Raw genomic sequence first — 24,776 nt, 5'->3', positions numbered from 1 at the left:
GATCTTCATGACCGCGCTTATAGCCGCCGAACAATAAGCTGGCAACCCCCGCCTATTTTTTCGCCGCTTGCACCGCGCGGGACAATGCCAGCATCAGCCCGCCGGCGACCAGCCCCCAGAAAGCGCCGGAAATGCCGCCAAAGGAAACGCCGGACGCCGTTACAAGGAAGGTGATCGCCGCCGCCTCGCGCGATTCCGGCGCCTGGAAGGCCGCCATCGCCGAACCCGAGAAGGCGCCGACCAGCGCAAGACCCGCAACCGCCTGGATCAGGATCGGCGGCGCCAGCGCCACGAACGCCGTCACGACGCCGGCAAGCAGGCCCAGCACCACATAACCGGCGCCGGAGATCAGGGCAGCCCAATAGCGGCGCTTCGGATCCGGATGAGCGTCCTGCCCTGCGCACATTGCCGCGGTGATCGCCGCCAGATTGACAGCGTGGCCGCCGAAGGGCGCGGAAAGAACCGAGAAGAAACCGGTGACGGCAAAGAGCGGGCCAGGCATCGGATCATAATGATTGACCTTCAGCACCGCTATGCCCGGAATATTCTGCGAGGCCATGGTGACGATGAAGAGCGGCAGCGCGATCGAAACGAAGCCGGCAAGATTGAAGACCGGATGAACGATCTCGACGGTCGGCACCAGCGACCGTCCGAGCGAAGCAAGCGCGCCCTCCGGGATCTCGACGCCGAATGTCAACACGAGCACGAAAGCGACGAGCGCGGCGGGGACAGCCCAGAGCCGCTTGAATGCACCCACGACGATCCATGTCAGAACGATGGGAAGCCCGAGCAGCGGGTTGAAGCCGATGGCCTTTACCGGCGCAAAGCACAACCCGAGCAGCACCCCGGCAAGCATGGCATTGGCGAGTGCCGCCGGAATTGCGGCGACCGCCCGCCCCAGCGGCTTGAAGAGGCCGGCGATGACGATCAGCACCGCGCAGATCAGGAAGGCACCGACGGCTGCATTGAACCCACCCTCGATCGCCCCGGTACTGGCAAGAAGCGCTGCCCCCGGCGTCGACCACGCTATGCTGACCGGGAGCTTGGTCACGGCGCTCAAAAGGATCGCGCATGCCCCCATCGAAATCGACAGCGCCATGAGACCTGAAGCTGCCTGGGCCTCCGTCGCACCCACCGCTTGCAATCCATGCAGCACGACGGCGAACGAACTGGCAAAACCGACGAAGGCGGTGAGCACGCCCATGAACAGGGCCTGGACGGAAAAGTCTTTAAGCATGACGAGACTCGTGGCTGCAGGGATGGGGCCATGGAGCATTATCGGCAGGAGTCGCGCAAGTGTAGTTCCCTGGTATTCGGTCGCGCATCGTGGCTCGCCCGCAGGCTGCCCCCTCCTGAGCGACATCTCTTCGGCGAAGGTGTATGTTCGGATCGTTCAGCTTGGCGACATTTTGGAGGGCACATGACGAAAGATGCTCAAGGGAACGAAGCGCTTTTCGTGAAGGCCGCGACGCTTGCGGCGCGCTTTCGCGATGAGGCCGGCACTCGCCTGCAGCGGCCGTCCTTCGACTACGCCACTGCTGTCACGGCCTTTGCAGAGCCATTGCCGGAGCAACCGATGGCAATGGACGGTGTGCTCGACCAGCTCGCTCTGAAGGCAGAGCCCGGATTGCACAGCATGACCGGCCCGCGTTTCTTCGGCTGGGTCATCGGTGGTTCGCATCCGATGGGTGTCGCCGCCGACTTCCTGACCAGCGCATGGGGACAGAATGCCGGCAACCACGCAGCCTCGCCGGCAAGTGCGGCGGCAGAAACGACAGCCGCACAATGGCTGCTCGAGCTTCTCGGCCTACCGCGTCAAAGTTCGGTCGGCTTTGTCACCGGCGCGACGGTCGCGAACTTTACATGTCTTGCCGCAGCGCGCGGCGCGGTCCTGCATGCCGCCAAATGGGACGTTGAGGCAAACGGCCTTTTTGGAGCTCCGCCGATATCCGTGCTGATCGGCGACGATGCGCATACGACGGTCTTTTCCGCGCTGCAGTTCCTGGGACTCGGCCGTGACCGCGTCCTGCGCGTCGCAACGGACAATCAGGGTAAAATCCTTCCGCAAGCCTTCTCTGAAGCAATCTCCTCCGTCGATGGTCCCTGCATTGCGATTCTGCAGGCAGGGCAGATCAACACCGGCGCCTGCGACGGCTTCGCCGAACTGATCGAGCTTGCCCGGAGCAAGCAGGCGTGGGTGCATGTCGATGGTGCCTTCGGCTTGTGGGCTCAGGCATCGCCGAACAAACGGCACCTTACCGCCAGCGTTGATGGGGCGGACAGCTGGGCGGTTGACGGCCACAAATGGCTGCAGGCGCCCTATGATTGCGGTTATGCCATCGTCCGCGACGAGTTGGCTCACCGCCGCGCGATGACCATCGCCGCAAGCTATCTACCTCTCACGAATGACGGCGAGCGTGACCCGTCTCACTACGTGCCGGAACTGTCACGCCGAGCGCGCGGCTTCGCGACCTGGGCCCTGATCAAGCATTTCGGCCGCGACGGTATCCGCGCACTCGTTGACCAGGCCTGCGAGTCTGCCGCCCTTCTGGCCGGCCGCCTGTCGCAGGAGCCAGGGATTGCCCTTCTCAACGAGGTCGTTCTCAACCAACTCATCGTTCGCTTTGGCGACGAGGAGCATGGCGACAGCCTTACTCAAGCGGCGATCAAGACCCTTCAGCGGGATGGAACCGCATTCTGCGGCGGAGCATTATGGCGAGGACAGCAGGTCATGCGGATTTCTGTCACCAACTACCAAACCGATCTGACGGAAGCAGCAAGAGCTGCCGACGCCATCATCGACGCTTATCGCAGCGCGCGCCGCCAGCTCCAACTTTGAATAGGCCGCGCACAAAAAGCGCCCTCGCCTGCGATGAGCAAGCAAGGGCGCTTCTGAAGGCTCGGATCAGATTTCGCTCTACGACGTGATGATCGGGGAAACCAGAAAAACCGGCAGGCCTCAGTTTCCGTGATAGGCCCTCACGAGCCCCGAAGCGTCATGAAGCTCCGCATTCAACGGCTCGCCGGCCCTTGTGATCTCCTGCGTCGTTCCATCGGCGAATGTCAGCGTTACCGACCCGATCATGGATTTGAGCGTAATCCTGTCGGTCTCGTTGCCCTCGAAAGAAATGATGGTATCGCCATTCTCGTAGGTGACGCGCATCTTATCCGCCGACAGGCCTTCGCCGAACTGGATCTGGCCGCCGACGAACATGCGGACCGTATCCTTGCCGTCGCCGGCGGAGAACTGCATGGTGGCATCCGGACCCAACCTGATGTCATCATCGCCCTTTCCGCCGATCGCGACGCTGTCTGAATGCACCGCAATGACGTCATTGCCCTCGCCGCCATCGACGCGACTGTCCGACCAGGCACTGATAACGTCATCACCGGCTCCGCCGTAGACGTCGGTTTCGGACCATGCCGCGATATCGTCGTCGCCGGCTCCGCCGTCCACGTAGCTGCCAGACCAGACGTCGATCATGTCATTGCCAGCGCCGCCCAAAACACGACTGTCCGACCATGCCTTGATGCTGTCGTCACCGTCGCCGCCATCGACGTCGCCTTCGCTCCAGACGTCGATCTGGTCGTCGCCCGCGCCGCCGAGCACCTTGCTCTCAGACCAGGCTCGGATGGAGTCGCCACCGTCTCCGCCGTCGACGCTGCTGTGCTCCCAAACGTCAATCGTGTCGTTACCGCCTCCGGCATCGACCGCGCTGTTCGCACCGCCGCTCAACGTGTCGTCCCCGCCGCCGCCGAGCAAGATGCGGATTGCCATCGCCTGCCAGCGCGCCGCGGCATCCCTGAGGGTCGAGGCGCCCACAACGTCCGCAGGAACCTTATCTTTTTCAGAAGTATGCTCCTGCTTTTCGGCTCCCTGGGAGGAGGCCTGTTCGGCGTCGATCTTCGGTGGAGAGGGCGGCCGCACCGCAAATTGGTATGGATCACGTCGCGTCGAAATTCCGTCTGCACTGGTCATGCAACCCCCTTTTCGGCCCCCGGCCTGGTTGATTGCCGCGCTTGCTCCGCCGGTCATCCGGCACGGACTGAAAATCAAAAAATGAAAAAGAAACTGAACGGCGCGGCATTAACTATCGAATGAACAACTTACAGGCGCAACGATACGGCGCCCACCCTGCGCCAAACTTGCATCGAAGTTGCATCGATAGAAATTGCACGCGAGAAGACCAGCGTGGACGCGTATTCTCCCGCCAATAAAAACGCCCCTGTCTGCGGTAGCAAACAGGGGCGTTGCTTTCAATGAAAGCTTGCGATCAGATTTCGCTCTGCGATGTGATGATACGGGAAACCAAGCCGTAACCCTTGGCTTCGTCCGCCGACAGCCAGTAATCGCGGTCGGTGTCGGCGGCGATCTTTTCATAGGGCTGGCCGGTTGCCGCTGCCATGATCTTGTTCAGGCGCTCGTTCATCTTGATGATTTCGCGAGCCTGGATCTCGATGTCGGACGCCATGCCGCGCGTGCCGCCGGACGGCTGGTGCAACAGGAAGCGCGTGTTCGGCAGGCAAAGGCGGCGTTCCCTTGGCGCGGCGACATAAATCAATGCGCCCGCAGAAGCGACCCAGCCCGTGCCGATCATCCAGACCTTCGGCTTGATGAACTTGACCATATCGTGGATCGAATCGCCGGATTCCACGTGACCGCCCGGCGAACTGACATAGATACGGATATCATCGTCGCTGGCTGCGGCGAGCGCCACGAGCTGCGAGCAGACCTTTTGCGCCAGTTCCTGATTGATCGGTCCGTAGATGAAGATCGAACGCGACTTGAAAAGATTCGCCTCCGTTTCCTTGCCGAGCGGCAGTTCCTTCGTCTTTTCGTCCTGTTCTTCTTCTTCGTACATTCGAACCTCTCTTACGTCCAATTCGGTTCCTCGCACATAGTGCGACTCAATGGGTAAAACAATGCAGGAAAAAGACAAGGTCCGGATCGGGTGAAGATATTCTTATGACAAACCCGCGATATCCTCGCATTCTATCACGGGGGCCGATCGGAGGAAAACATGACATCCGAATTGCTACGCGCCGCCGTCCGCAACAATGCTCTTTGGTGCAATGCCATCTGCGCGGCACGGGGCTCACCCGGCGAGTTTTCCGCTACACTCTGGCTCCACCGCCAGGGCACGCCACCCTTTTATCCGGACGTCGTCACGCTCACCGGCAGCGACACGGCGAGCGAGCAGGAAGAAGCGATCGCCGTGCTCGTCCGCTCGCGAAAGGGTGAATGGAGCGTCAAGGACAGCTACGCCGCGCTTGACCTTGCACCCCTTGGGTTCGAGGTTCTGTTCGAGGCCGAATGGATAGGGATTGGGGCGGATCAGATCCCCGTTGCCCAGGAACAACCTTTGACTTGGAAACGGATCGCCACGGCGCACGAGTTGCAGGATTGGGAGAGAGCCTGGGGCGCCGGCGCGGCATCGCCGACGCCGCACATCTTCCTCGAAGCGCTGCTCAGCGAGCCGGATATCGTCTTCCTCGCAGCCTTCGAAAGCGACGCGCTTTGCGGCGGTGGCATTCTCAACCGCCACGCGGACGTGGTCGGCCATTCGAACATCTTTGCCTTCAAGAAAAGAGAGAAAACCATCCGGGCCGGCTTGCTGCAAAAAGCGTTCGAAATCTTTCCTGGTCTCCCGATCGTCGGCTACGAACACGGCGATGATCTGGACGACGCATTGGAACTCGGCTTTGCGTTGCTCGGCCCTCTGCGTGTCTGGGCCCGGTCGTAGGCACCTTACTGAAATGTAACGGGACTTCGGCTTTGAAAAGCCCGAATCCGTTCCTACCTCATCCTCACGGTCACGTCCGCACGAACACAAAGGAGACAACCATGTCACCGGAAGAACGCCAATTGCTTACGGGCCTGTTCGATAGGGTCCGCACCGCCGCCGCGACGCCGCGGGACCGCGAAGCCGAGACCCTCGTTGATCAGCAAGTGCGCGAGCAACCTTATGCGCCATACTACCTGGCGCAGGCCGTCATCGTTCAGGAAAAGGGTCTCGAGGCGGCCGCCAAGCACATCAAGGAACTCGAAGAGCGTGTCCGCCAGCTCGAGGCCGGGGAAAGCCAGCATCACCAAGCCGAACAGGGCGGCGGCTTCCTAAGCTCGATCTTCGGTACCGGCCAGGCGCAACCGCCGGCGCAGACCGCGGGACCCTGGGGGAACGCCCCCCGCCAGGCCTATGCGGATCGCGGCTATGACGAAAACGCCCGTCCGATGCAGCCGCCGCCGAGCGGCCCATGGAACCCGCAACCCGGCGCGCCTTCGGCGGGCGGCAGCTTCCTTCGCGGCGCTCTCGGCACCGCGGCCGGCGTGGCGGGCGGCATGCTGCTTGCCAATTCGCTGAGCGGCATCTTCGGCAACCACATGTCGTCGCTCGGCTGGGGCTCGCCTTTTTCCGGCAGCAATCCCCTTGGCAACGCCAGTGCCCCCGCGGAGGAAACCACCATCAATAACTACTACGGCGACCAGAATCCGCAGGCTACCGACGACAACAACGACAGCGATATCCGGCAGGCTGACTACAACAACGACGGAAACAATGACGACGACTTCGCCGACGATCAGTCCGGCGACGACAGTTACGACGTCTAAGTCTTAGCGCTGCGCATCGCTGCCGGGCGTTCGATGCCGTTTTGTACGAACTCGCCCCATTGTATCTAGCTCCCTGGGGCGCGCGCCCGGAACACCGAGATATTCATCGGTCGAGCGGCGCCCATTTTGATCTGCGACGGTTACAACAAACCTGGCACCATGAACACCGAGTGAGTAGCGCGCAGTTAACTCTTGGAACGCGTGGGCGCTCAGCCCATGCCGCAGACAGAGCCCATCCAATGCTTGTGCATAGAGGGTGATCGCTTTAGCCAAACTGGCCGAAGCGGGAGCGCCACAAGACGTTCCAGCAATAAAATCCACAAGGATGTAACCTTCGCAACTATCCGCCGCTTCGCCAAAGACATCTACCTCGTAGAGACCAATCATAAGGCCGACGCCACTCGCGAGCGAGTCGGCGATATTATGGCCGATGGATTTCAACTGAGCGAATTTCATTCATACAGCATAGCCGCCGATGGCAAGTAAGCAAGTCGCCAGCAGGCCAGCGCCGAGCGCAAACTCACCCACGCCCGCGGTAGGTCGGAACACCCTGGTCGGGCAGCCACACACCTTCCGGCGGCTTGCCCGTCTGCCAGAAGACGTCGATCGGAATGCCGCCGCGCGGATACCAGTAAGCACCGATCCGGAGCCACTTCGGATCGAGCAGTTCGACGAGACGCTTGGCGATATAGATCGAGCAATCTTCGTGGAAGGCGCCGTGGTTGCGGAAGGAATGCAGGAAGAGCTTCAGCGACTTCGACTCGACCAGCCATTCGTTCGGAATGTAGTCGATGACGATATGGGCGAAATCCGGCTGCCCGGTCATCGGGCATAGGGAGGTGAACTCCGGCGCAGTAAAGCGCACCACGTACTCGGTGCCGGGATGGTTCGACGGCACCTTTTCCAGCACCGCCTCTTCCGGCGACTTGGCTGTTTCGGTTTGCGTGCCCAGCATCGAAAGGCTGGAAACATCGGTCTTCGGCATTTAGGCGTCCCTTACGACTTTGACGCGGATTCCATGGGCCCTTTCGCCCTCGGGCTCGACGTGGATGGCAATGCTGGCGCCCGGATGCACCGCGCGGATGGCATCTTCAAGGCGATCGCAGATATCATGTGCCTGCCTTACCGGCATTGCAGCCGGAACCACAAGATGAAAATCAACGAAGGTGACAGATCCTGCCCGGCGGGTCTTCAGGTCGTGAACGCCGATCGATCCCGCCGCATGCGTGGCGATCGCCTGCTTGATTGCCTCTTCCTCCTCTGGCTCCACCGCCTGATCCATCAGACCGCCGATCGAATGCGAGATCACCTTCCAGCCCTGATAGATAATGTTGATGGCGACCAGGATCGCAAGCACCGGGTCGAAGATCGCATATCCGGTCGCAATCACCAGAAGCAGGCCAATGAGCACGCCGACGGAGGTTACCACATCCGACATGATATGCTGGCCGTCGGCAACAAGGGCCGCCGACCGATATTTCCGGCCCGTGCGGATGAGCAAACGAGCCCATACGGCATTGATCACGCCGGCTCCGAAATTGATCGCAAGACCGAGCACCGGCGCATCGAGCATGCGCGGCGCGGCCAGATGACCGATCGCTTCGTTGACGATCATCAGCGCCGCGACGACAATGAGCGCGCCTTCGGTGACCGCCGAAAGATATTCGGCCTTGTGGTGCCCGAACGGATGGTCGTGATCCGCCGGCTTCTGCGCATAGCGGATGACGAAGTAGGCAATGCAGGCAGCAACGACATTGACGGTCGATTCAAGCCCGTCGGACAGCAGCGCGACCGACCCCGTCACCCACCAGGCCACCATCTTCAGGCCCATGACGCCGAGTGACAGCGGAATGCCCCAAAAGGCCAGCCGCTGTACCGTGAGATTGCCTTGTCCGTCCATCTCGATCCCTCTGCGGATGCGAATGAATTGCAGCACTTAGCCCATTCAAACGCAAAACCGCCCGCGCGAGAATCGCGCAGGCGGCCAATGCCGGTGATATGGGGAAGGATCGGTGTTTTGTCAAAGGTCAATGCTTGCAAACTTAGACTGGCAATTTATATAACACGTTATATAAATGCGCATGCAAATGGAGCGGACTGTGATCGAAGACATCGTGCGAGCATCCGGATTCCTCACTCTCGGCAGCCGGCTGCGCCGCATCGGCGAGCGCCTGCAAGCCGATACGCAGCAGATCATCGAAGAAGCGGGTCTCGGCATCCAGGCGGGGCAATACCCTTTCCTAGCAGCGATCGACCGGGCTGGGCCGCTGACGGTCGGCGAACTCGCCCAGTCGGTCGGCATCACCCAGCCGGGCGCGACGCGGACCGTCAGCCAACTCCTCGAACTCGGTTTCGTCGACATGCAGCCTGCCCCGGACGATCAGCGCCGCAGGCTGGTGTCGCTGACGGCGAAGGGTCAAGGGCTCGTCGACTATTCGAAGACTGAAGTCTGGCCGCGCATCGCAGCCGCCGTCACCGATCTCTGCGGCGCCCTTGAAGGACCGATCCTGGATCAGTTGGCCGCAATCGAAGATGGGCTGGCGGAAGCGCCTCTCGCGCGCCGTGCGCCCGAGGGGAGGAAATGACACATATTCTCGATCGTCCGATCTGGAGCGCGCTGGAGACGGCGCATGCCGGCCTTGCCGAAGGGAGCCCGCTCGCAAGGCGCTATCCGCCCACGATCGTACCCTTTGCCGCGTCAGCGGACGCAAGCCCTGAAAGCCTCGAGGCGCTGACGAAGCTTCCGAAACCGGACGATGCCATGGCGCTCGTGGAAGCCGGACCGATCGCAATTCCTGACAGCCTCGACATCATTCTGGAAGCCACGCTTGTGCAGATGGTCGCAAAGGCGCCGCATGAACCGGTCTCCGACCCTCGCATCGCTCCGCTTACCGAAGCCGATGCCGAGGAGATGCTCGCGCTCGCCATGCTAACGAAGCCCGGACCCTTCACATCAGGTGCACAGAGGCTCGGCACCTTCTGGGGCATCAAAAGCGATGGTCGCTTGATCGCCATGGCGGGCCAGCGGCTGCGGCAGACGGGTTTCACCGAGCTCAGCGGTCTCTGTACCCATCCTGATTTCCAAGGGGGCGGCCTCGGCACCCTGCTCTTTCGCTTCGTCGCCGGCCATATCGCCTCGACCGGCGCGACGGCTTATCTGCACGCCTATGCGACGAATACTGGCGCCATTGGGCTCTACCGGAAGCTTGGCTTCGAACTGCGTTCGGAGATGAACCTCAGGATCGTCAAGCGCCAGGACTAGCCCGCATCCGACGCTCAGGCCATTAGTCTACCGCGTCCGATACGTTGCCGCCGGCGACACCGACGCTCTGCGGCCAGCGGATGAGCGCCGCCTCGCCTGAGGGCGTCAAGGCGTAGACGCCCTTGTCCTGCCGCTCGAACCAGCCATAGACGTTGCCGAGCAGGATCTTCCCGGCATCCGGCGCCAGCGCCTTCATATCGCGCGGCCTGACCAACCCCTGCTGGAGGGCAGCGGCGCAGATCAGCGCCCGCTGGCGGTAGGCGGTCATCACAGGCGCACGCGTGCTGCCGCCGACGGCAGGATCGCCGCGGCGCCGCTGATGTTCCCTGACGAGACGCGAACGGCGCTTCGGATTGGTGCGAGGCATCGGCGAAACGGAGCTGACGATGACACTGACCTCACCGGCATCGGAGACGCCGAGCATGCCGATCCCCAGCCGACGGCAGAGATCGCGATAGCGCTTGTCCGCCTCGCGCCCGCGTCCTTTGGCGGAAACGCGCGCAGCGATCCACACTTCGTCGCTCATCGCCGCCCGATCGACCGCCTGCAGGACAAGCTCGAGATTGAAGCTGAGCTTCAGCTCGCAGACCACGACGACAGGCGGCTCTCCCTCGCTCAGGCCAACGAGATCGCATCCGCCGATCTCACCCTTGACGACATAGCCCGCCGCTTCGAGAAAGCCTTTGGCCGGTAGATAGAGCGACGTTTCCATCGGTTATGCAGGGTTGAGATCGGCAATTTCGCCATGCCGGACCAGCAGCCGCGGCGACGACATATCGCCGGACTCCTCATCGACGATGACAGCATAGGCAGCGACACCGACGAAGCGCGAGGCCATGGCGTTCGCAATCTTCTCCGCACTCACGGCGTTCGATGCCTGGCGCATCTCGCCCGGCACCAGATTGCCCCGGGTCTTGCGGTAGGGAAGGACGATAAACTTCTCAGCATTGGCCACGACGACATTCCTTATTCATCGTTCCTGAAATGTTCTGATTTGGGACGGGAAGTCAACCGGTTAGGCGGCGGATTGCTGGAAATTGCGAGGAAGAGCAAGTAGCCCCCCTCATCCGGCTGCCGCCACCTTCTCCCCGCTGGGGAGAAGGGAACACGAGGCGGCGCGGCATATCTCTTCTCCCCTGGGGGAGAAGGTGGCGGCAGCCGGATGAGGGGGCTCCGGGTGTGGGACTTCAAGAGCGGGAAGGCCCCGCCCCTCGCCTCAAGCCGCCTTCGTCTTCACCTTGCGCGCCAGATGCGCCACGACGTTCTCGATCATCCGCATGCCGGCATCACCGCCGAGCGTCATGATCGATTCCGGGTGGAACTGCACCGCCGCGACCGGCTCCTTGGTGTGCTCGATGCCCATGATCGTGCCGTCTTCGCTTTCCGCCGTGATCATAAACTCACGCGGCAGCGTCGAGGGATCGGCAAAGATCGAGTGATAGCGTCCGACGGTGACTTCCTTGGCGAGGCCGGAGAAGACGATGCCGGGCTCGAGCACGCGGATGCGCGAGGGCTTGCCGTGCATCGGCACCGCCAGATGGCGCAGTTCCCCGCCATAGGCTTCGGCCAGAGCCTGAAGGCCCAGGCAGACGCCGAAGATCGGCAGGTTGCGCGCCCGCGCCTTCTTGATCGTCGCCTTGCAGTCGAAATCCTTCGGATTGCCCGGCCCCGGCGACAGCACGACGAGATCGGGGTTCAATCGGTCGAAAATCTCGTCCGGAACGGGGGTGCGCACGGTCGAGACCGTCGCGCCCGTCTGGCGAAAGTAGTTGGCGAGCGTATGAACGAAACTGTCTTCGTGGTCGATCAACAGGATGTTGACACCCTTGCCGACGGCAGCGACGTCGCGGCTCACCTTGCCGGCGTTGCCGGCCCTGGCATCGCGGATGGCGGAAAGCATGGCGGAGGCCTTCAGTTCGGTTTCTGCTTCTTCTTCATGCGGATCGGAATCGTTGAGCAGGGTCGCCCCTGCCCTGACTTCGGCGATCCCGTCCTTGATACGCACGGTGCGCAGCGTCAGCCCGGTGTTCATGTCGCCGTTGAAGCCGACCATGCCGATCGCCCCGCCATACCATGCGCGCGGGCTCTTCTCATGGCTTTCAATGAAGCGCATCGCCCAGAGCTTCGGCGCGCCGGTGACGGTGACAGCCCATGCGTGGCTGAGGAAGCCATCGAAGGCATCCATGTCGTCACGAAGCCGTCCCTCGATATGATCGACCGTGTGGATCAGCCGCGAATACATCTCGATCTGCCGACGGCCGATCACCTTGACCGACCCCGGCTCGCAGACGCGGCTCTTGTCGTTGCGATCAACGTCCGAGCACATGGTCAGTTCGGATTCGTCTTTCTTTGAATTCAGGAGCTTGAGGATCTGCTCGCTGTCGGCGATCGGGTCGTCGCCGCGCTTGATCGTGCCTGATATCGGGCAGGTCTCGATGCGGCGGCCGGAGACGCGCACGAACATTTCCGGCGAGGCGCCAACGAGGTACTCCTGATTTCCGAGATTGATGAAGAAGGAATAGGGCGACGGATTGATTGCCTTCAGCCGCTTGGAAATGTCGGAAGGCTTACTGTCGCAGCGCTCCATGAACTTCTGTCCCGGCACGACCTCGAAGAGGTCGCCCTTGCGGAAGCTTTCCTTCGCCTTGACGACGAGCTCGGCATATTCGCCCGGACGGTGATCGCTTTTCGGCGGGATCGCGTCGGTCTGCTTGAATGGCTCCGACGCGATGTCGCCCTTCTTGCCCTCGGTCGTCACGCCGCCTTTCTCGAAATCGTAGCGATCGATCCAGGCCTTGGCGGAATAATTGTCCACCACCAGAATTTCGTCCGGCAGGTAAAGTACCATGTCGCGCTGGTCGGATGGACGCGTGAGCTTCAGGTTGATCGCGTCGAACTGGAAGGCGAGATCGTAGCCGAAGGCACCGTAAAGGCCGAGGCTGGCATCTGCCTGCGAATAGAAGAGATCGGTCACCGCGCGCAGAACGGTGAAGACCGTCGGCATCTTCGAGCGTTCCTCCTCGGTGAACACCCGGTCGGGCAGCTTCACTTTGAGATCGAGACGACGGGCGGTGGAGGCGCCAAGCTCAAGCTCGCGCACCGTCTTCAGCCGCTCCGTCACGAAGCCTAGCAGCACTTCGCCGCGCTCGTTGTAGGCCTCGATCCAGACATCGCGGCCGAACGAGGAAATGCCGAGCGGCGGATCGACGACGGCGGTATCCCACCGCGTGTAACGTCCCGGATACTCATAATTGGAGGAAAAGACCGCGCCGCGGCGTTCGTCGAGCTTGTCGACATAGGATAGCACGGCATCGGCATAGGGGATCGCCCGGCGCTGCCGCGTGACGGTGACGCCGCCCCGCGTCTCGTAGATTTCCGCTCCATCATCCCGAAGGATCGTTACCATTGTTCCACTCCGTTATCGGGGCCCGGACGACAGGCGGCCTGAAAACAAAAAAGCCGCCTGGCGTTTTCCGGGCGGCTCACTCGTCGTCTTTGGACACGATTGGTCGAGGCCGCCTCAGCGAGCCCACCACCATGCTGCAATGTTCAAGGACTTCTTCATGGGCGGAATTGTTAGCCTGAGATCCGGCCAAGCGCAAGGGGCCTAATTTCAAGAAAACACTGGGTGATTGCAACGAAATCCACCCTCCATGCGTTGCCCCCTTTCCGATGGCAACCACGGACGGTTGAAGGCGTGAAAAACCTGAACGCAATAGCAGCGGCAACCGCAGCGCTGTTTGCCCTTACCGGCGCAAGTCTCCCCGCAAAGGGTCCCGTTCCACAAGTCAAGCCACAGGTCGAAGGCGAGGCCGCGGCGCCTGGCGAGAGTGCGCCCGTTCCTGAACCAAGGCCACCCACCGCAAACGAGCCCAGCCCTGCGCCCGCGAAGCCATCTGCAGCTCAAGATGAAAAACAAGGGGAGGCAGCGAAGCCGGAGGGCAAAAAGCCGGAGAAGTTCGGTCCGCCGGCTCCCGGAACGCTTGAGGCCCAGAACCTCACCATCGAACCGGAAAGCGATGCCGATCATTCGCAATGCATGAAGGAACTGCAAGCGATCGGCGCCGTCTTCAAGGACATTCCCCGCATCGATGACGGCCACGGTTGCGGTATCGACAAGCCGATCACTCTTTCCGAGGCGCTTCCCGGCATCAAGGTGAAGCCCGAGGCGACGCTGCGTTGCCAGGCGGCTCTAGCGCTTGCGCGCTGGATGAAGGAAAGCGTCATTCCGGCGGCCGCCGTCGCCGCAAAGGAACAGGGCGAAATCACCACGATCAACCAGGCCTCTTCATATATCTGCCGCCTCCGCAACGGTGCGTTCGCCGGAAAGATCTCCGAACACGCGCGTGGCAACGCCATCGATATCGCAAGCTTCAGTTTCAAAAAGGGCGAGGACATCGCTGTGAAACCGCGCCGTGAAGACTCGACCCTCGCGGGCGCCTTCCAGCGCACGGTCAGCGCCTCCGGCTGTCTCTATTTTTCGACCGTGCTCGACCCGGAAAGCGACGCCGCGCATGAAACGCACTTCCACATGGACGTGCTGCAGCGAAAGGGAGGGTTTCGCTATTGCCACTAATACGCAAGCGATGGCAGCAGCTTGAAGCCGCAAGGTGAATCAGCGGATGAAGCCGCTGGTCTTTGTCTGGGCCGCCGACGAGCCTAGAACAGCCCCTCGACATACCCCTTATCGTTCAGGAATATCCGCTCGGCGGATGGCGATCTGGGTAGACCCGGCATCGTCATGATCTCACCGGTAATGACGACGACGAAACCGGCGCCCGCCGATAGCCGCACTTCCCGCACCGGCACGATGTGACCTTCCGGCGCGCCGCGAAGATTGGGGTCGGTCGAAAAGGAATATTGCGTCTTCGCCATGCAGACCGGCAGACTGCCGTAACCCTGCTCTTCCCAGGCGATGAGCTGGTCACGGATTGCCTTGTCCGCCGTCACCTCGCCGGCGTGATAGATCTTCGAGGCGATGATCTCGATCTTTTCGAACAGAGAGGCACTGTCGGCATAAAGCGGTTCGAACTTCGCCTGGCCGGATTCCGCCAGTTCCACCACCTTCTCGGCAAGCTCCTCGATACCGGCCGAGCCTTCCGCCCAATGGCGGCAGAGGATCGCTTCAGCGCCGTGGCGCGAGACATATTCCTTGACGGCGGCGATTTCCTTCTCCGTGTCCGAAACGAAATGGTTGATCGCGACCACCACGGGAACACCGAATTTCCGCACATTCGCGAGATGCCGCCCGAGGTTCGAACAGCCCTTCACCAGTGCGGCGACGTTTTCCGTCGCGAGGTCCTCCTTCTTGACGCCGCCGTTCATCTTCAGCGCGCGCACAGTGGCAACGATCACCGCGGCGTCGGGCTTCAATCCCGCCTTGCGGCACTTGATGTCGAAGAATTTCTCCGCACCGAGATCGGCTCCGAAACCCGCCTCGGTCACGACATAATCCCCCAGCTTCAACGCCGTTTTCGTCGCAATCACTGAGTTGCAGCCATGGGCGATGTTCGCGAACGGTCCGCCGTGAACGAAGGCCGGATTGTTCTCCAGCGTCTGGACGAGGTTCGGCTGCATTGCGTCTTTCAAAAGCACCGCCATGGCGCCATCCGCCTTCAGATCGCGCGCATAGACCGGCGTCTTGTCGCGCCGGTAGGCGACGATGATGTTACCAAGACGCCTTTCGAGATCCTCGAGATCGGTAGCGAGGCAGAGGATGGCCATCACCTCGGATGCGACGGTGATGTCAAAACCGTTCTGCCGCGGGAAACCGTTGGCAACGCCGCCGAGCGAAGAGACGATTTCGCGCAGCGCCCGGTCGTTCATGTCCATCACCCGCCGCCAGGTGACGCGGCGAAGGTCGATGTCCTGCTCGTTGCCCCAGTAGACATGATTGTCGATCAACGCGGCGAGCAGGTTGTGCGCCGACGTGATCGCATGAAAGTCACCGGTGAAATGGAGGTTGATATCTTCCATCGGGATGACCTGCGCATAGCCGCCGCCAGCCGCGCCACCCTTCACGCCGAAGCACGGCCCGAGCGACGCTTCGCGGATGCAGACGATGGCTTTCTTGCCGATGCGATTGAGACCGTCGCCGAGGCCGACCGTGGTCGTCGTCTTCCCCTCGCCTGCCGGCGTCGGGTTGATGGCAGTCACAAGGATCAGCTTGCCATCATCCTTCTGCGCCTGCGCCGCGATGAATTGCGCGCTGACCTTGGCCTTGTCGTGACCATAAGGGGCGAGATGCTCCGCCGGAATGCCGAGCGCCGCGCCGATCTCGAAAATCGGTTTCTTCTTCGCCGCACGAGCGATTTCGATGTCGGATTTCATGGCCACGCCGGTATCCCCCAGGGCTTTTATCTCTGCCGGAGCATGACCTTATCCGCAGAGCGGAAACAAGAGGCCAACGCTGGGCCAAAAGCGGCTAGCAGCGTTGAAGCACAGGAAAATTCCGGAAAGACAGTGCTCGTAGCGCTTGCCGCAGCAGGGAGGCACGCGCGATTAGCAAGAATACGTCGAAGAGCGGAATGAAAAGCCAGAGGAGACACTCCCCTCCCAGGGGAGTGTCTTCGCCTCAGCTTCAGCCGTCGCCCATGGCGATCAGGCTGGCGTTGCCGCCTGCTGCCGCCGTGTTCACGGAGATCACCTGCTCCTGCGCAAAGCGCTGCAGGTAGGCAGGACCGCCTGCCTTGAAGCCGGTGCCGGAAAGACCGGAGCCGCCGAACGGTTGGGTCCCGACAACCGCGCCGATCATGTTGCGGTTGACATAGACGTTGCCGGTATCGAGCGCGTCGGTGACGGTTCGGATCGTTGCCTCGATGCGGCTGTGGACGCCGAGCGTCAGGCCGTAGCCGGATGCCTGGATGTCCTCCAGCACCTTCGGCAAATCCTTCGCCTTCCACCTGACGATATGCAGAACGGGACCGAAAACCTCCTTTGTCAGCGCCGAAGACTTGTCGAGCTCGACGATATGCGGCGCAAAGAACGTGCCGCCCGCAGGCGCCTTGCCTGCGTAACGCACTTTCTGCGTCTTTTTCATATCCTCGATATGCGCTTCGAGCATCGCCTTCTGCTTGTCATCGATGATCGGGCCAACATCGGTCGTCTCGAGGCTCGGATCACCGAGCGCCAGCTCGCGGGCCGCACCCTCGATCATCTGCGTCATGTTCTCGGCGACGTCCTCCTGCAGGAAAAGCAGGCGCAGCGCCGAGCAGCGCTGGCCGGCCGAGCGGAAGGCGGAGAGGATGACGTCGTCGGCCACCTGCTCCGAAAGCGCGGTCGCATCGACGATCATAGCGTTGAGCCCGCCTGTTTCCGCGATCAGCGGTACGATCGGCCCGTCCTTGGCAGCAAGCGCCCGGTTGATTGCCCAGGCCGTCTTGGTCGAGCCGGTGAAGGCTACGCCGCCGAGCGCCGGATGCGCGGTGATCGCGGAGCCGACCTCCGGGCCGCCCGGAACGAACAGAAGCGCATCCTGCGGGATGCCCGCCTGGTGAAAGAGCTTGACCGCCTCATAGGCGATCAGCGGCGTCTGCGGCGCAGGCTTGGCGATGACAGTATTGCCGGCAACGAGCGCCGCCGAGACCTGGCCGAGGAAGATGGCAAGCGGGAAGTTCCACGGCGAGATGCAGGCGAAGACGCCACGGCCCCGCCAAAGATAGCGATTGTCCTCGCCGGTCGGTCCCGGCATTTTCGCGACCGCGCCGAACTGGCGGCGGGCCTCGGCCGCATAATAGCGGCAGAAGTCGACCGCCTCACGGACTTCGGCGACGCCGTCATCGAGCGTCTTGCCGGCTTCGGCGGCAAGCAGCGTCAGCAGCCGATCGCGGTTTTGTTCCAAAAGGTCCGCCATCCGCTCCAGTGCCGCGGCGCGAGCTTCGACCGGCGTGCGCGACCAGCTCTTGAACGCCTTGGCGGCAACGGCAAAGGCCTTGTCCACATCGGCCGCCGTCGCATTCCGCACCGAGCCGACCTTTTGCGAATGATCGGACGGCGAGATCACCGGCGTCTCCGTCCCTGCCGGGGACACGCCGGGGATGAGCGGCGCTGCCGAGATCGCAGCGGCTTCCTTGCCAAGATTGCTCATCAGCTTCTCCAAAGTCTCGCGATGGCCGAACTCCAGGCCTGAGCTGTTCTTCCGCTTGCCATATATGCCGAGCGGCATCGGGATCTTGCTGTTGCGCGTGCTGGCGCCGGTCTCAAGCTGCAGCTTCGCGGCCGGACGCTCGAGCAGCGCCTGGATCGGCGTATTCTTGTCGCCGGCCATGGCCACAAAGGAAGAGTTTGCGCCGTTTTCCAGAAGACGGCGGACGAGATAGGCAAGCAGATCGCGATAGCCGCCGACCGGCGCATAAATGCGGCAGGCGATGCGGTCGTTGCTGTCCAGAAGATGATTGTAAAGCGTCTCGCCCATGCCGTGCAGGCGCTGGAATTCGAATCCGGTGCGGTCCTCGCCGGCGAGCTCCAGGATGGTCGAAACGGTGAGCGCGTTATGCGTTGCGAATTGCGGGAAGATGCGGGCGCGCTTGTCGAGCATCTGCTTGGCGCAGGCGAGATAGGAAAGGTCCGTCGCCTGCTTGCGCGTCCATACAGGATAGTCTTCGAGGCCGCGTTCCTGCGCGCGCTTGATTTCCGTATCCCAATAGGCGCCCTTGACGAGACGAACCATCATGCGGCGGCCAAGCTTGGCGCAGAGCGCATCGATATAGTCGATCACCGCCGTGGCGCGCTTCTGATAAGCCTGGATCGCGAGGCCGAAACCATCCCAGCCGTCGAGCGAGGGATCGCTGAATACGGCAGCGATCACGTCGAGCGAAAGCTCCAGGCGGTCGGCCTCCTCTGCGTCGACGGTGAAATTCAACTGATGCGCCTTGGCCATCTGCGCGAGCTTCAGAAGATCCGGCACCAGCTCCTTCATCACGCGATCGCGGTGCGTCGCAAGATAGCGCGGGTGCAGCGCCGAGAGCTTGACGGAGATGCCCATGCGGTCCGGCAGTTCCTTGGACTTGGCGTTCTTCGCCATCCAGGTACCGATCGCCTCGATGGCCTTCGCATAGGATTGCCAATATCGCTTGGCATCTTCCGCCGTGCGCGCGCCCTCGCCCAGCATGTCGAAGGAATGGCGATAGCCCTTCTCCTCGCTCTTTGCAGCGCGGTTTAGCGCGTCTTTGATCGTCTCGCCCAGTACGAAATGATGACCGAGGAAACGCATCGCCTGCTTCGTCGCATTGCGAACCGTGGGCAGGCCGAGGCGCTTGACGAGACCGCGCACGACCCCTTCCGGTGTATCGCCGGGGCGCAGGATACGGGCGGAAACGCCCAGCGCCCAGGCGGAGGCCGAAACGAACCAGCTGTCGGCCTTGCCCTCGTGTTCGCTCCAGCCGCCTTCCTTCAGCTTGTCCTCGATCAGCTTGTCTTGCGTCAGTGCATCGGGAACCCGCAGCAGCGCTTCGGCGAGAACCATGAGTGCCAGACCCTCGCGCGTCGAAAGGCCGTATTCGCGGAGGAAATCCTCGACGCCGCCCATCGAGCCGGCATTGTTGCGGATCGCCTTGATCATGTCGCTGGCGCGCTTGTCGATCGCCTTGTCTTCGGCGGCGCTGAACTGCAGCCTTTCGCTGAAGGCGTGCAGAAAGCGGTCATCGTCACCGGCAAATGGAGCGTTGAACAGGGAATTCTCCGTGGCAATCTGCAAATTCATGAGGGGTTCTCCGTGATATCCGCAACATAGCTGTTCATTCGCAGGGTTTTTCACTAAATAGATGGGTCAGCAAATTTTATTCAGCTACCGACCAGTCGAAAGGCGGTGAAAAATGAAAGAACTCGATCGCCTCGACCGCAAGATTCTTCGCGCTCTGCAGAAGGAAGGCCGCCTTTCGAACACCGAACTTGCCGATCGCGTAAGCCTCTCGCCTACCGCGACGGCCGAACGCGTCAAGCGTCTCACCCGTGACGGCTATATTACCGGCTACATGGCCGTCCTGTCGCCGGAAAAACTCGGCCGCACCCTTCTGGTCTTCGTTCAGGTGAAATTGGACCGCACGACGCCCGATGTCTTCGACGCCTTCGCAGCCGCCGTGAAACGCTCGGACGATGTCATGGAGTGCCATATGGTCGCCGGCGGCTTCGATTATCTCGTCAAGGCACGCGTCGCGGGCATGGAGGCCTACCGCCAGTTTCTTTCGGAAGTGATTCTGCCGCTCCCCGGCGTCCGGGAAACGCATACTTATGCGGTCATGGAAGAAGTAAAATCCGCAGGGCTGCTACCTGTATAATCTTAAAAACAACCTATACGTGTAATACTGTGATTAATTCTTAACACTTCGAATTAATCAGAGCTTATTAGATCAATTCAGGCTAGTATGTATAGCAATTAACGTATTTGATAGCGGTAACATGAAGGCAAGGCAGGGCGCATTATGTCTTACATGACTACCTCTGAAAGGCAGTCGGTTTTATCAGCGGAATTGGCCGCTGTGCGAACGCGTGCGCTTTTTAACCAAGCCTTGCACAGGATTGCCGGCGCATTCGGTTTTTCGCACTGCACACTGATGAATTCTCCCTCGGCCGAGGACCTTTTTTTAAAACCGCTGATTATAGAAACATCTTTACCGGGCGCGTACCTTAGAGACTTCGATCATGGTCACATGCTGCGCGCCTGCTCTTTTGCGGCGAAGGTGCGGGAATCCGCCGTCCCGCAGGTTTGGCATCTCTCTGATCCCGTAGTCACTCAGTCGTTTCCGCCCGAACTGCGCGCCCTGATGCTCCGGCACAAAATGACTGCGGGCATCATGTTCCCGTTGAATGCGGCAGATGGCAAGCGGCTGGTCTTCTGGCTGTCCGGCGAGCGGACATCGTTCAGCCAGAGCGAGATCAATGAACTGGCGATGATCGCACTCCACGCGCTCGATGCCTACAACGTCGTCAAGCGCAACGAAGATTACGCTCACGTCGCCCTTTCGACACGCGAACTCGAAGTTGTTCGCTGGACCGCCCAGGGGAAGACGTCGGTTGAAATCGGCCAGATCCTCGCGCTCTCTGACCATACCGTAAACGCCTACATGACGAATGCCATCAAGAAGCTTGATTGCGTGAACCGCACCCAACTGGTCGCAAAGGCCATCCGGTCGAAGCTCATCGACTGAGAAGGCGCAAGCAGCGGGAGACGCAGGCGTCACCTGCGAATGCCCAGAAGCACCTCCATCCGCATTGTCAGCGATCGAGAACCGAACGGATTTCCACGAGGTTCGACCGCACCCGCAGGATATAAAAGCCCATTGTCGCCAAATGGCTCGGCATGATCCAGCCGTCCTCTCTGCCATTGGAAATGATCGCCGGCTGAATGCGCAACGCCGCCTGGAACTGCTTCATCGTGGCGGCCCAGATCGCGCCGAGATTGCGTTCCGCCACGACTTGCGAAAAATCCGCCTGCGCCGCCGAAAGGATAGCGTAATAGGCATAGAGCTGCCCGTAGGCGAACCAGAAGCGATCATCGGCACGCGTATCGAACCAGCCGCGATTATGGTTCTCCGAGCGCTCCGCGAGGAGGTCGGACGTCCCGCCGATATCGTTGGCAATGCGGTCGATGAATTGGATGAGGTTGTCCGCGCGGCCGTCGAAAACTGCATTGCAGCTGGCAAGATCGGTATTGAATTTCCGCAGGCTCTGGACGGCCGAGCGGTAATAGCTCGGAGTCGGCGTCTTCGGTCCGAACGGATTGAAACCAAAATACCAGCTGTATTCGTCGAACTGCAGGTTGCCGCGGGCGCTCTGCAGATCGTTGTTGATACCGGAGGTGCCCCGCACGCGGCCCAGCGCATCGACGAGTTCGGCCGACGTCCGGCGCACGGCCTGATTCACGCCACGCTGGAAAGACGCCTTGTTGTCGAGAAACGGCGTGTGATCCCAGTCGACGCCGAAAAAGCCAAGCCGGTAGAGCAGCATGGAAGAAATCCATGCATTCTGATTGACGTTAAAGTCGGTAAGATCGGCCGTGACATCGACGATAGCGGAGCGCTGGCAGGTTTTAGCTCCGGTCGCAGGCGCGCCGTCGGCAACCGGCAGTTCCTGTCCGGCCGGAACCTTCCGCTCGGAAAGACGGTATTGATTGACGAAGGACGGATCGAAATTCGTCCAAACCTGGGTCTGCCAGATGAAATAGCCGTAAAGGGCGACCAGCAGCGCCACGAGCGCGATGATGGGGATCCGGATCATCCATGTCCGACGCTGGTACCAGCCGTGCGCCGCAAGAAAAGGCCAGAACGCCCAAGCGGCAAGAAGGCTGAACCAGCGGGCGATCGTGCGGCCGATAAGCCTGAAGAAACCGGCGATCCGATCGAGCATGCCCCTCTCCCAAAAATCTGGCGAACGTCAGAAAGTCCTGCATTCACATATGTGTTTGCCCGTTCGAGCACAACATGAAGGAGAAATTTTTAGGGCCACCACGTCGCCGGCGAGATCGGATCATGTTCGACCCGCCACGTCCAATGGCCTCGCTGCTGCATAAGTTCATGGAACAAGATTTCCTCTGCAGTCACCAGGGACGCAGGAAACGCAATCTTGGCCAAGAGGACTTCCGGGTCAGATCGATAATCGGCGCCTGGGCCGAATCGTCACTTTCGGCAAAGGCCGCAAACTTCTTGCTGAATGCCGCATCCGCCGCCGACTTGCGCAGTCCGATATCCTCGGGAACGAGCATGCCTTTTTCGAACAGAGCAATCGGCCCGGCGATATGCGGAAACAGCTCTTGCGTTATTTTAGCTTTCGATCCGGGAACATTCGTGTCGACTTGCGCGCGGTAGACGATCAGCCGCTCTTCAGTATCGATCGACAGCTTGCGGACCAATGCATTGCAAAGGCCGATCTGGCTGTTCAATGTGTCAGCAAAGGCCTGGAACATCGTAATGAAACGCTGGCGGCGCTGGCTCTCGTCGCGCATTTTCCGCTCTTCTTCAGAGATCCTGTCAGCCTCTGCTTTGAGCGAGTGCCGCTCCTCCTCCATCCGCTCCCATTCGGCCCTGCCGCCGTAAACGCCGATGCGTCCCTGCGTCGTCAGCGCCTTCGCGTTCAGGTCCTTCATGCGCAACCGCGCGACATCGATCTCGTCGACAAGACGCCGGCGCTGCTCGACTATACTGGTAAGGGCGTCCTCCGTTGCCTTCTGGCAGGTAACGGCAAATTCACGGTGGCTGCGGGCCAATCCGGACGCGGCATTGGATTTAGACAGCAGATCGAGAAGCCGTTCGATGACAGGCGCTTCGCGCACACGCTGACTGTGCAGGCGCCACATGCGTTGCCGGGAAAACCGGCCCATCAGCCTCTCGCGCGAGGTCAGGCCGCGAAAGCTGTCGAGGTCCGCGAAGACATCGGCGGCCATCCGGTCGAGGCCAGCCACGATTTCGCCGAGCCCTGCGTCGAACTTCGCCTGAGTTGCGGCAAAAGCCTGAAACCGGCTCTGCTGCTCGGGAAACGCCTCTTCGCCCGATGGCGCTCCGTTGCGCGCGAAGTCTTCGACGAAGGCTGCGCATGCGGCCGCGTCAGCGTGCAGCGCCGAGGCAAGCGCATCGGCTGCTTCAAGTTGATTGTCGAACGAGGATGCTTTGCGCACCAATCTCTCCAGAGAATCTCCGCTGTCAGTCTAGCGGCTCGCCCGCCGAACTCAAACGGCCTCGGCAAGCCATTCGCCGTTCATTTCGTCATCCCAATGCCGGCGGCAGAGCGATACGTATTTCTCATTGCCGCCGACGTCGATCTGCGCGCCTTCCCGAACAACTTTTCCCTCGGCGTCGAGCCGCACGACCATCGTCGCTTTACGGCCGCAATGGCAGATGGTGCGCACCTCGCGCATCTCGTCCGAGATCGCAAGCAGTTCTTCGGAAGCCGGAAACAGCTTGCCTTGGAAGTCTGTTCGAAGCCCGTAGACCATCACCGGGATATTCAGCCGATCGACCACGCGGGCGAGTTGCCAGACATGCTCGCGCGTCATGAAATTCGCTTCGTCGACGAAGATGCAGGCGATCGGCTCGCCTTCGCTGCTCAGTCGCTTGATGAGGGCGAAGAGATCGGTATGTCCTTCGAAAGGAATGGCGCTCGCTTCCAGGCCGATACGCGAGCCGATGATGCCCTTACCGGTACGCTCGTCGAAGGCGGCGATCAGCAGAACGGTACGCATGCCGCGTTCCTGATAATTATAGGAGGCCTGCAGCAGCATCGTCGACTTGCCGGCGTTCATGGTCGAGTAGTTGAAATAGAGTTTTGCCATCGTTTTCTCCGAGCCTTGCTTCTTGAGTGCTCGAATCGCCAAAGGAAAGACGGCAGAACCGATAATCACAGAAAATCCGGAGACGGAAATTTCAGGAGAGCGTAGAGGACAGGCATTCTCACGAAAAATTGCGGCACGTCGCATTCGGGGTGCCCAATCCGCCGCAAACGCGCTGAGATCGCTTGTAAATGTCGGCTATTGGTGCTTGGCTTGGGAACGTAGGACTGGGAGTCTAAAATGAAAACAACAAACGCATTCAAACTCATTACCGCTACCGCCGTCGCTGCCCTCTCCGTCGCGACAGCCGCATTCGCCGCCGATCCTGAAAGCTGCTCCACCGTCCGTTTTTCGGACGTCGGCTGGACGGACATCACGGCAACCACTGCAACCGCCTCCGTCGTCCTGAAGGGCCTCGGCTATGAGCCAAAGGTCACCGTTCTGTCGGTACCGGTTACCTACCAGTCGTTGAAGAACAAGGACATCGACATCTTCCTCGGCAACTGGATGCCGACCCAGGAAAAGGACGTCCGTCCCTTCCTCGACGACAAATCGGTCGAATCCTACGGCCCGAACTTGGTCGGCGCGAAGTACACGCTCGCGACCAACGCCAAGGGCGCTGAACTCGGCATCAAGGACTTCAAGGA

At 61.1% G+C, this 24,776-nt stretch carries 23 protein-coding genes; 9 read left to right on the top strand and 14 right to left on the bottom strand.

Annotated features, from left to right (window positions below):
• Positions 1-52: 52 nt before the first annotated feature.
• On the bottom strand, positions 53-1,237 hold the full coding sequence (locus tag ACPYOJ_RS27850; protein WP_481419128.1) for a benzoate/H(+) symporter BenE family transporter: 1,185 nt from the start codon (positions 1,235-1,237) through the stop codon (positions 53-55).
• Between the two features lie 183 nt (positions 1,238-1,420).
• Here ACPYOJ_RS27850 and ACPYOJ_RS27845 point away from each other — a divergent pair, with 183 nt between their 5' ends.
• Entirely contained in the window at positions 1,421-2,839 is a 1,419-nt protein-coding gene (locus ACPYOJ_RS27845; protein ID WP_481419127.1) for a pyridoxal phosphate-dependent decarboxylase family protein, read from the top strand.
• 120 nt (positions 2,840-2,959) lie between these two features.
• On the opposite strand, the gene ACPYOJ_RS27840 is transcribed toward ACPYOJ_RS27845, so the two are convergent.
• Together ACPYOJ_RS27840 and ACPYOJ_RS27835 are read right to left on the bottom strand one after the other, a co-directional pair.
• On the bottom strand, positions 2,960-3,979 hold the full coding sequence (locus ACPYOJ_RS27840; protein WP_481419126.1) for a hypothetical protein: 1,020 nt from the start codon (positions 3,977-3,979) through the stop codon (positions 2,960-2,962).
• A 295-nt stretch (positions 3,980-4,274) separates the two neighbouring features.
• Positions 4,275-4,862 (bottom strand): ATP-dependent Clp protease proteolytic subunit, encoded by a 588-nt coding sequence (locus ACPYOJ_RS27835; protein WP_168830452.1) that lies wholly within the window; start codon positions 4,860-4,862, stop codon positions 4,275-4,277.
• Positions 4,863-5,021: 159 nt separating this feature from the next.
• Between ACPYOJ_RS27835 and ACPYOJ_RS27830 the strand changes: the two genes are divergently transcribed.
• Both ACPYOJ_RS27830 and ACPYOJ_RS27825 read left to right on the top strand, forming a co-directional pair.
• Entirely contained in the window at positions 5,022-5,744 is a 723-nt protein-coding gene (locus ACPYOJ_RS27830; protein ID WP_481419125.1) for a hypothetical protein, read from the top strand.
• Between the two features lie 101 nt (positions 5,745-5,845).
• Complete coding sequence (locus ACPYOJ_RS27825) at positions 5,846-6,610, top strand: DUF2076 domain-containing protein (RefSeq protein WP_481419124.1); 765 nt, start codon at positions 5,846-5,848, stop codon at positions 6,608-6,610.
• Between the two features lie 3 nt (positions 6,611-6,613).
• On the opposite strand, the gene ACPYOJ_RS27820 is transcribed toward ACPYOJ_RS27825, so the two are convergent.
• The 3 genes from ACPYOJ_RS27820 to emfA form a co-directional block, all read right to left on the bottom strand.
• Entirely contained in the window at positions 6,614-7,066 is a 453-nt protein-coding gene (locus ACPYOJ_RS27820) for a hypothetical protein (protein WP_481419123.1), read from the bottom strand.
• Positions 7,067-7,130: 64 nt separating this feature from the next.
• Positions 7,131-7,595 carry a preQ(1) synthase gene (queF, locus tag ACPYOJ_RS27815; RefSeq protein WP_168830449.1) on the bottom strand — a complete coding sequence of 155 codons (465 nt, stop codon included), beginning with the start codon at positions 7,593-7,595 and terminating at the stop codon, positions 7,131-7,133.
• A complete protein-coding gene (emfA, locus tag ACPYOJ_RS27810) occupies positions 7,596-8,510 on the bottom strand; it encodes a CDF family cation efflux transporter EmfA (protein WP_481419130.1) in 915 nt (304 codons plus the stop codon).
• 199 nt (positions 8,511-8,709) lie between these two features.
• Between emfA and ACPYOJ_RS27805 the strand changes: the two genes are divergently transcribed.
• Both ACPYOJ_RS27805 and ACPYOJ_RS27800 read left to right on the top strand, forming a co-directional pair.
• A complete protein-coding gene (locus tag ACPYOJ_RS27805; RefSeq protein WP_481419122.1) occupies positions 8,710-9,195 on the top strand; it encodes a MarR family winged helix-turn-helix transcriptional regulator in 486 nt (161 codons plus the stop codon).
• A complete protein-coding gene (locus ACPYOJ_RS27800; RefSeq protein ID WP_481419121.1) occupies positions 9,192-9,872 on the top strand; it encodes a GNAT family N-acetyltransferase in 681 nt (226 codons plus the stop codon). Before ACPYOJ_RS27805 ends, ACPYOJ_RS27800 begins: the two co-directional genes overlap by 4 nt.
• A gap of 22 nt (positions 9,873-9,894) precedes the next feature.
• On the opposite strand, the gene ACPYOJ_RS27795 is transcribed toward ACPYOJ_RS27800, so the two are convergent.
• The 3 genes from ACPYOJ_RS27795 to ACPYOJ_RS27785 all read right to left on the bottom strand — a co-directional run bounded on the left by ACPYOJ_RS27795 (position 9,895) and on the right by ACPYOJ_RS27785 (position 13,278).
• The gene (locus ACPYOJ_RS27795; RefSeq protein ID WP_481419120.1) at positions 9,895-10,584 is read right to left on the bottom strand and encodes a DUF2161 domain-containing phosphodiesterase; all 690 of its coding nucleotides are present in this window, start codon (positions 10,582-10,584) and stop codon (positions 9,895-9,897) included.
• Between the two features lie 3 nt (positions 10,585-10,587).
• Positions 10,588-10,827: a hypothetical protein gene (locus tag ACPYOJ_RS27790; RefSeq protein ID WP_481419119.1), complete on the bottom strand. Its 240-nt coding sequence runs from the start codon at positions 10,825-10,827 to the stop codon at positions 10,588-10,590.
• Positions 10,828-11,088: 261 nt separating this feature from the next.
• Positions 11,089-13,278, bottom strand: coding sequence for an anthranilate synthase (locus ACPYOJ_RS27785; protein WP_481419118.1), 2,190 nt, complete (start codon positions 13,276-13,278; stop codon positions 11,089-11,091).
• Positions 13,279-13,569: 291 nt separating this feature from the next.
• Between ACPYOJ_RS27785 and ACPYOJ_RS27780 the strand changes: the two genes are divergently transcribed.
• Positions 13,570-14,448, top strand: coding sequence for an extensin-like domain-containing protein (locus ACPYOJ_RS27780; RefSeq protein ID WP_481419117.1), 879 nt, complete (start codon positions 13,570-13,572; stop codon positions 14,446-14,448).
• 83 nt (positions 14,449-14,531) lie between these two features.
• Here ACPYOJ_RS27780 and ACPYOJ_RS27775 read toward each other — a convergent pair whose 3' ends face one another.
• Both ACPYOJ_RS27775 and putA read right to left on the bottom strand, forming a co-directional pair.
• Positions 14,532-16,202 carry a formate--tetrahydrofolate ligase gene (locus ACPYOJ_RS27775; RefSeq protein ID WP_481419129.1) on the bottom strand — a complete coding sequence of 557 codons (1,671 nt, stop codon included), beginning with the start codon at positions 16,200-16,202 and terminating at the stop codon, positions 14,532-14,534.
• 250 nt (positions 16,203-16,452) lie between these two features.
• Positions 16,453-19,572 (bottom strand): bifunctional proline dehydrogenase/L-glutamate gamma-semialdehyde dehydrogenase PutA, encoded by a 3,120-nt coding sequence (gene putA, locus ACPYOJ_RS27770; protein ID WP_481419116.1) that lies wholly within the window; start codon positions 19,570-19,572, stop codon positions 16,453-16,455.
• Between the two features lie 112 nt (positions 19,573-19,684).
• Here putA and ACPYOJ_RS27765 point away from each other — a divergent pair, with 112 nt between their 5' ends.
• Both ACPYOJ_RS27765 and ACPYOJ_RS27760 read left to right on the top strand, forming a co-directional pair.
• The gene (locus tag ACPYOJ_RS27765; RefSeq protein WP_481419115.1) at positions 19,685-20,146 is read left to right on the top strand and encodes an Lrp/AsnC ligand binding domain-containing protein; all 462 of its coding nucleotides are present in this window, start codon (positions 19,685-19,687) and stop codon (positions 20,144-20,146) included.
• A 144-nt stretch (positions 20,147-20,290) separates the two neighbouring features.
• Positions 20,291-21,016 carry a helix-turn-helix transcriptional regulator gene (locus ACPYOJ_RS27760; RefSeq protein ID WP_481419114.1) on the top strand — a complete coding sequence of 242 codons (726 nt, stop codon included), beginning with the start codon at positions 20,291-20,293 and terminating at the stop codon, positions 21,014-21,016.
• A gap of 67 nt (positions 21,017-21,083) precedes the next feature.
• Here ACPYOJ_RS27760 and ACPYOJ_RS27755 read toward each other — a convergent pair whose 3' ends face one another.
• The 3 genes from ACPYOJ_RS27755 to ACPYOJ_RS27745 form a co-directional block, all read right to left on the bottom strand.
• A complete protein-coding gene (locus ACPYOJ_RS27755; RefSeq protein ID WP_481419113.1) occupies positions 21,084-22,214 on the bottom strand; it encodes a DUF2333 family protein in 1,131 nt (376 codons plus the stop codon).
• A 190-nt stretch (positions 22,215-22,404) separates the two neighbouring features.
• Positions 22,405-23,478: a hypothetical protein gene (locus ACPYOJ_RS27750; protein ID WP_481419112.1), complete on the bottom strand. Its 1,074-nt coding sequence runs from the start codon at positions 23,476-23,478 to the stop codon at positions 22,405-22,407.
• A 51-nt stretch (positions 23,479-23,529) separates the two neighbouring features.
• A complete protein-coding gene (locus ACPYOJ_RS27745) occupies positions 23,530-24,132 on the bottom strand; it encodes a thymidine kinase (RefSeq protein WP_481419111.1) in 603 nt (200 codons plus the stop codon).
• Between the two features lie 237 nt (positions 24,133-24,369).
• On the opposite strand from ACPYOJ_RS27745, the gene ACPYOJ_RS27740 reads away from it, so the two are divergent.
• Positions 24,370-24,776: glycine betaine ABC transporter substrate-binding protein (locus ACPYOJ_RS27740; RefSeq protein WP_481419110.1), on the top strand; the 407-nt coding region annotated here is incomplete at its 3' end.

This window comes from Rhizobium sp. SVR5-9E (assembly GCF_056755095.1).
This window is presented reverse-complemented; position numbering and strand designations above follow the sequence as displayed.

Coding starts and splice junctions, on each gene's coding strand:
- ACPYOJ_RS27850 (WP_481419128.1), bottom strand. CDS start 1,237: ATGCTTAAAGACTTTTCCGTCCAGGCCCTGTTCATGGGCGTGCTCACC.
- ACPYOJ_RS27845 (WP_481419127.1), top strand. CDS start 1,421: ATGACGAAAGATGCTCAAGGGAACGAAGCGCTTTTCGTGAAGGCCGCG.
- ACPYOJ_RS27840 (WP_481419126.1), bottom strand. CDS start 3,979: ATGACCAGTGCAGACGGAATTTCGACGCGACGTGATCCATACCAATTT.
- ACPYOJ_RS27835 (WP_168830452.1), bottom strand. CDS start 4,862: ATGTACGAAGAAGAAGAACAGGACGAAAAGACGAAGGAACTGCCGCTC.
- ACPYOJ_RS27830 (WP_481419125.1), top strand. CDS start 5,022: ATGACATCCGAATTGCTACGCGCCGCCGTCCGCAACAATGCTCTTTGG.
- ACPYOJ_RS27825 (WP_481419124.1), top strand. CDS start 5,846: ATGTCACCGGAAGAACGCCAATTGCTTACGGGCCTGTTCGATAGGGTC.
- ACPYOJ_RS27820 (WP_481419123.1), bottom strand. CDS start 7,066: ATGAAATTCGCTCAGTTGAAATCCATCGGCCATAATATCGCCGACTCG.
- queF (WP_168830449.1), bottom strand. CDS start 7,595: ATGCCGAAGACCGATGTTTCCAGCCTTTCGATGCTGGGCACGCAAACC.
- emfA (WP_481419130.1), bottom strand. CDS start 8,510: ATGGACGGACAAGGCAATCTCACGGTACAGCGGCTGGCCTTTTGGGGC.
- ACPYOJ_RS27800 (WP_481419121.1), top strand. CDS start 9,192: ATGACACATATTCTCGATCGTCCGATCTGGAGCGCGCTGGAGACGGCG.
- ACPYOJ_RS27795 (WP_481419120.1), bottom strand. CDS start 10,584: ATGGAAACGTCGCTCTATCTACCGGCCAAAGGCTTTCTCGAAGCGGCG.
- ACPYOJ_RS27785 (WP_481419118.1), bottom strand. CDS start 13,278: ATGGTAACGATCCTTCGGGATGATGGAGCGGAAATCTACGAGACGCGG.
- ACPYOJ_RS27775 (WP_481419129.1), bottom strand. CDS start 16,202: ATGAAATCCGACATCGAAATCGCTCGTGCGGCGAAGAAGAAACCGATT.
- putA (WP_481419116.1), bottom strand. CDS start 19,572: ATGAATTTGCAGATTGCCACGGAGAATTCCCTGTTCAACGCTCCATTT.
- ACPYOJ_RS27765 (WP_481419115.1), top strand. CDS start 19,685: ATGAAAGAACTCGATCGCCTCGACCGCAAGATTCTTCGCGCTCTGCAG.
- ACPYOJ_RS27760 (WP_481419114.1), top strand. CDS start 20,291: ATGTCTTACATGACTACCTCTGAAAGGCAGTCGGTTTTATCAGCGGAA.
- ACPYOJ_RS27755 (WP_481419113.1), bottom strand. CDS start 22,214: ATGCTCGATCGGATCGCCGGTTTCTTCAGGCTTATCGGCCGCACGATC.
- ACPYOJ_RS27745 (WP_481419111.1), bottom strand. CDS start 24,132: ATGGCAAAACTCTATTTCAACTACTCGACCATGAACGCCGGCAAGTCG.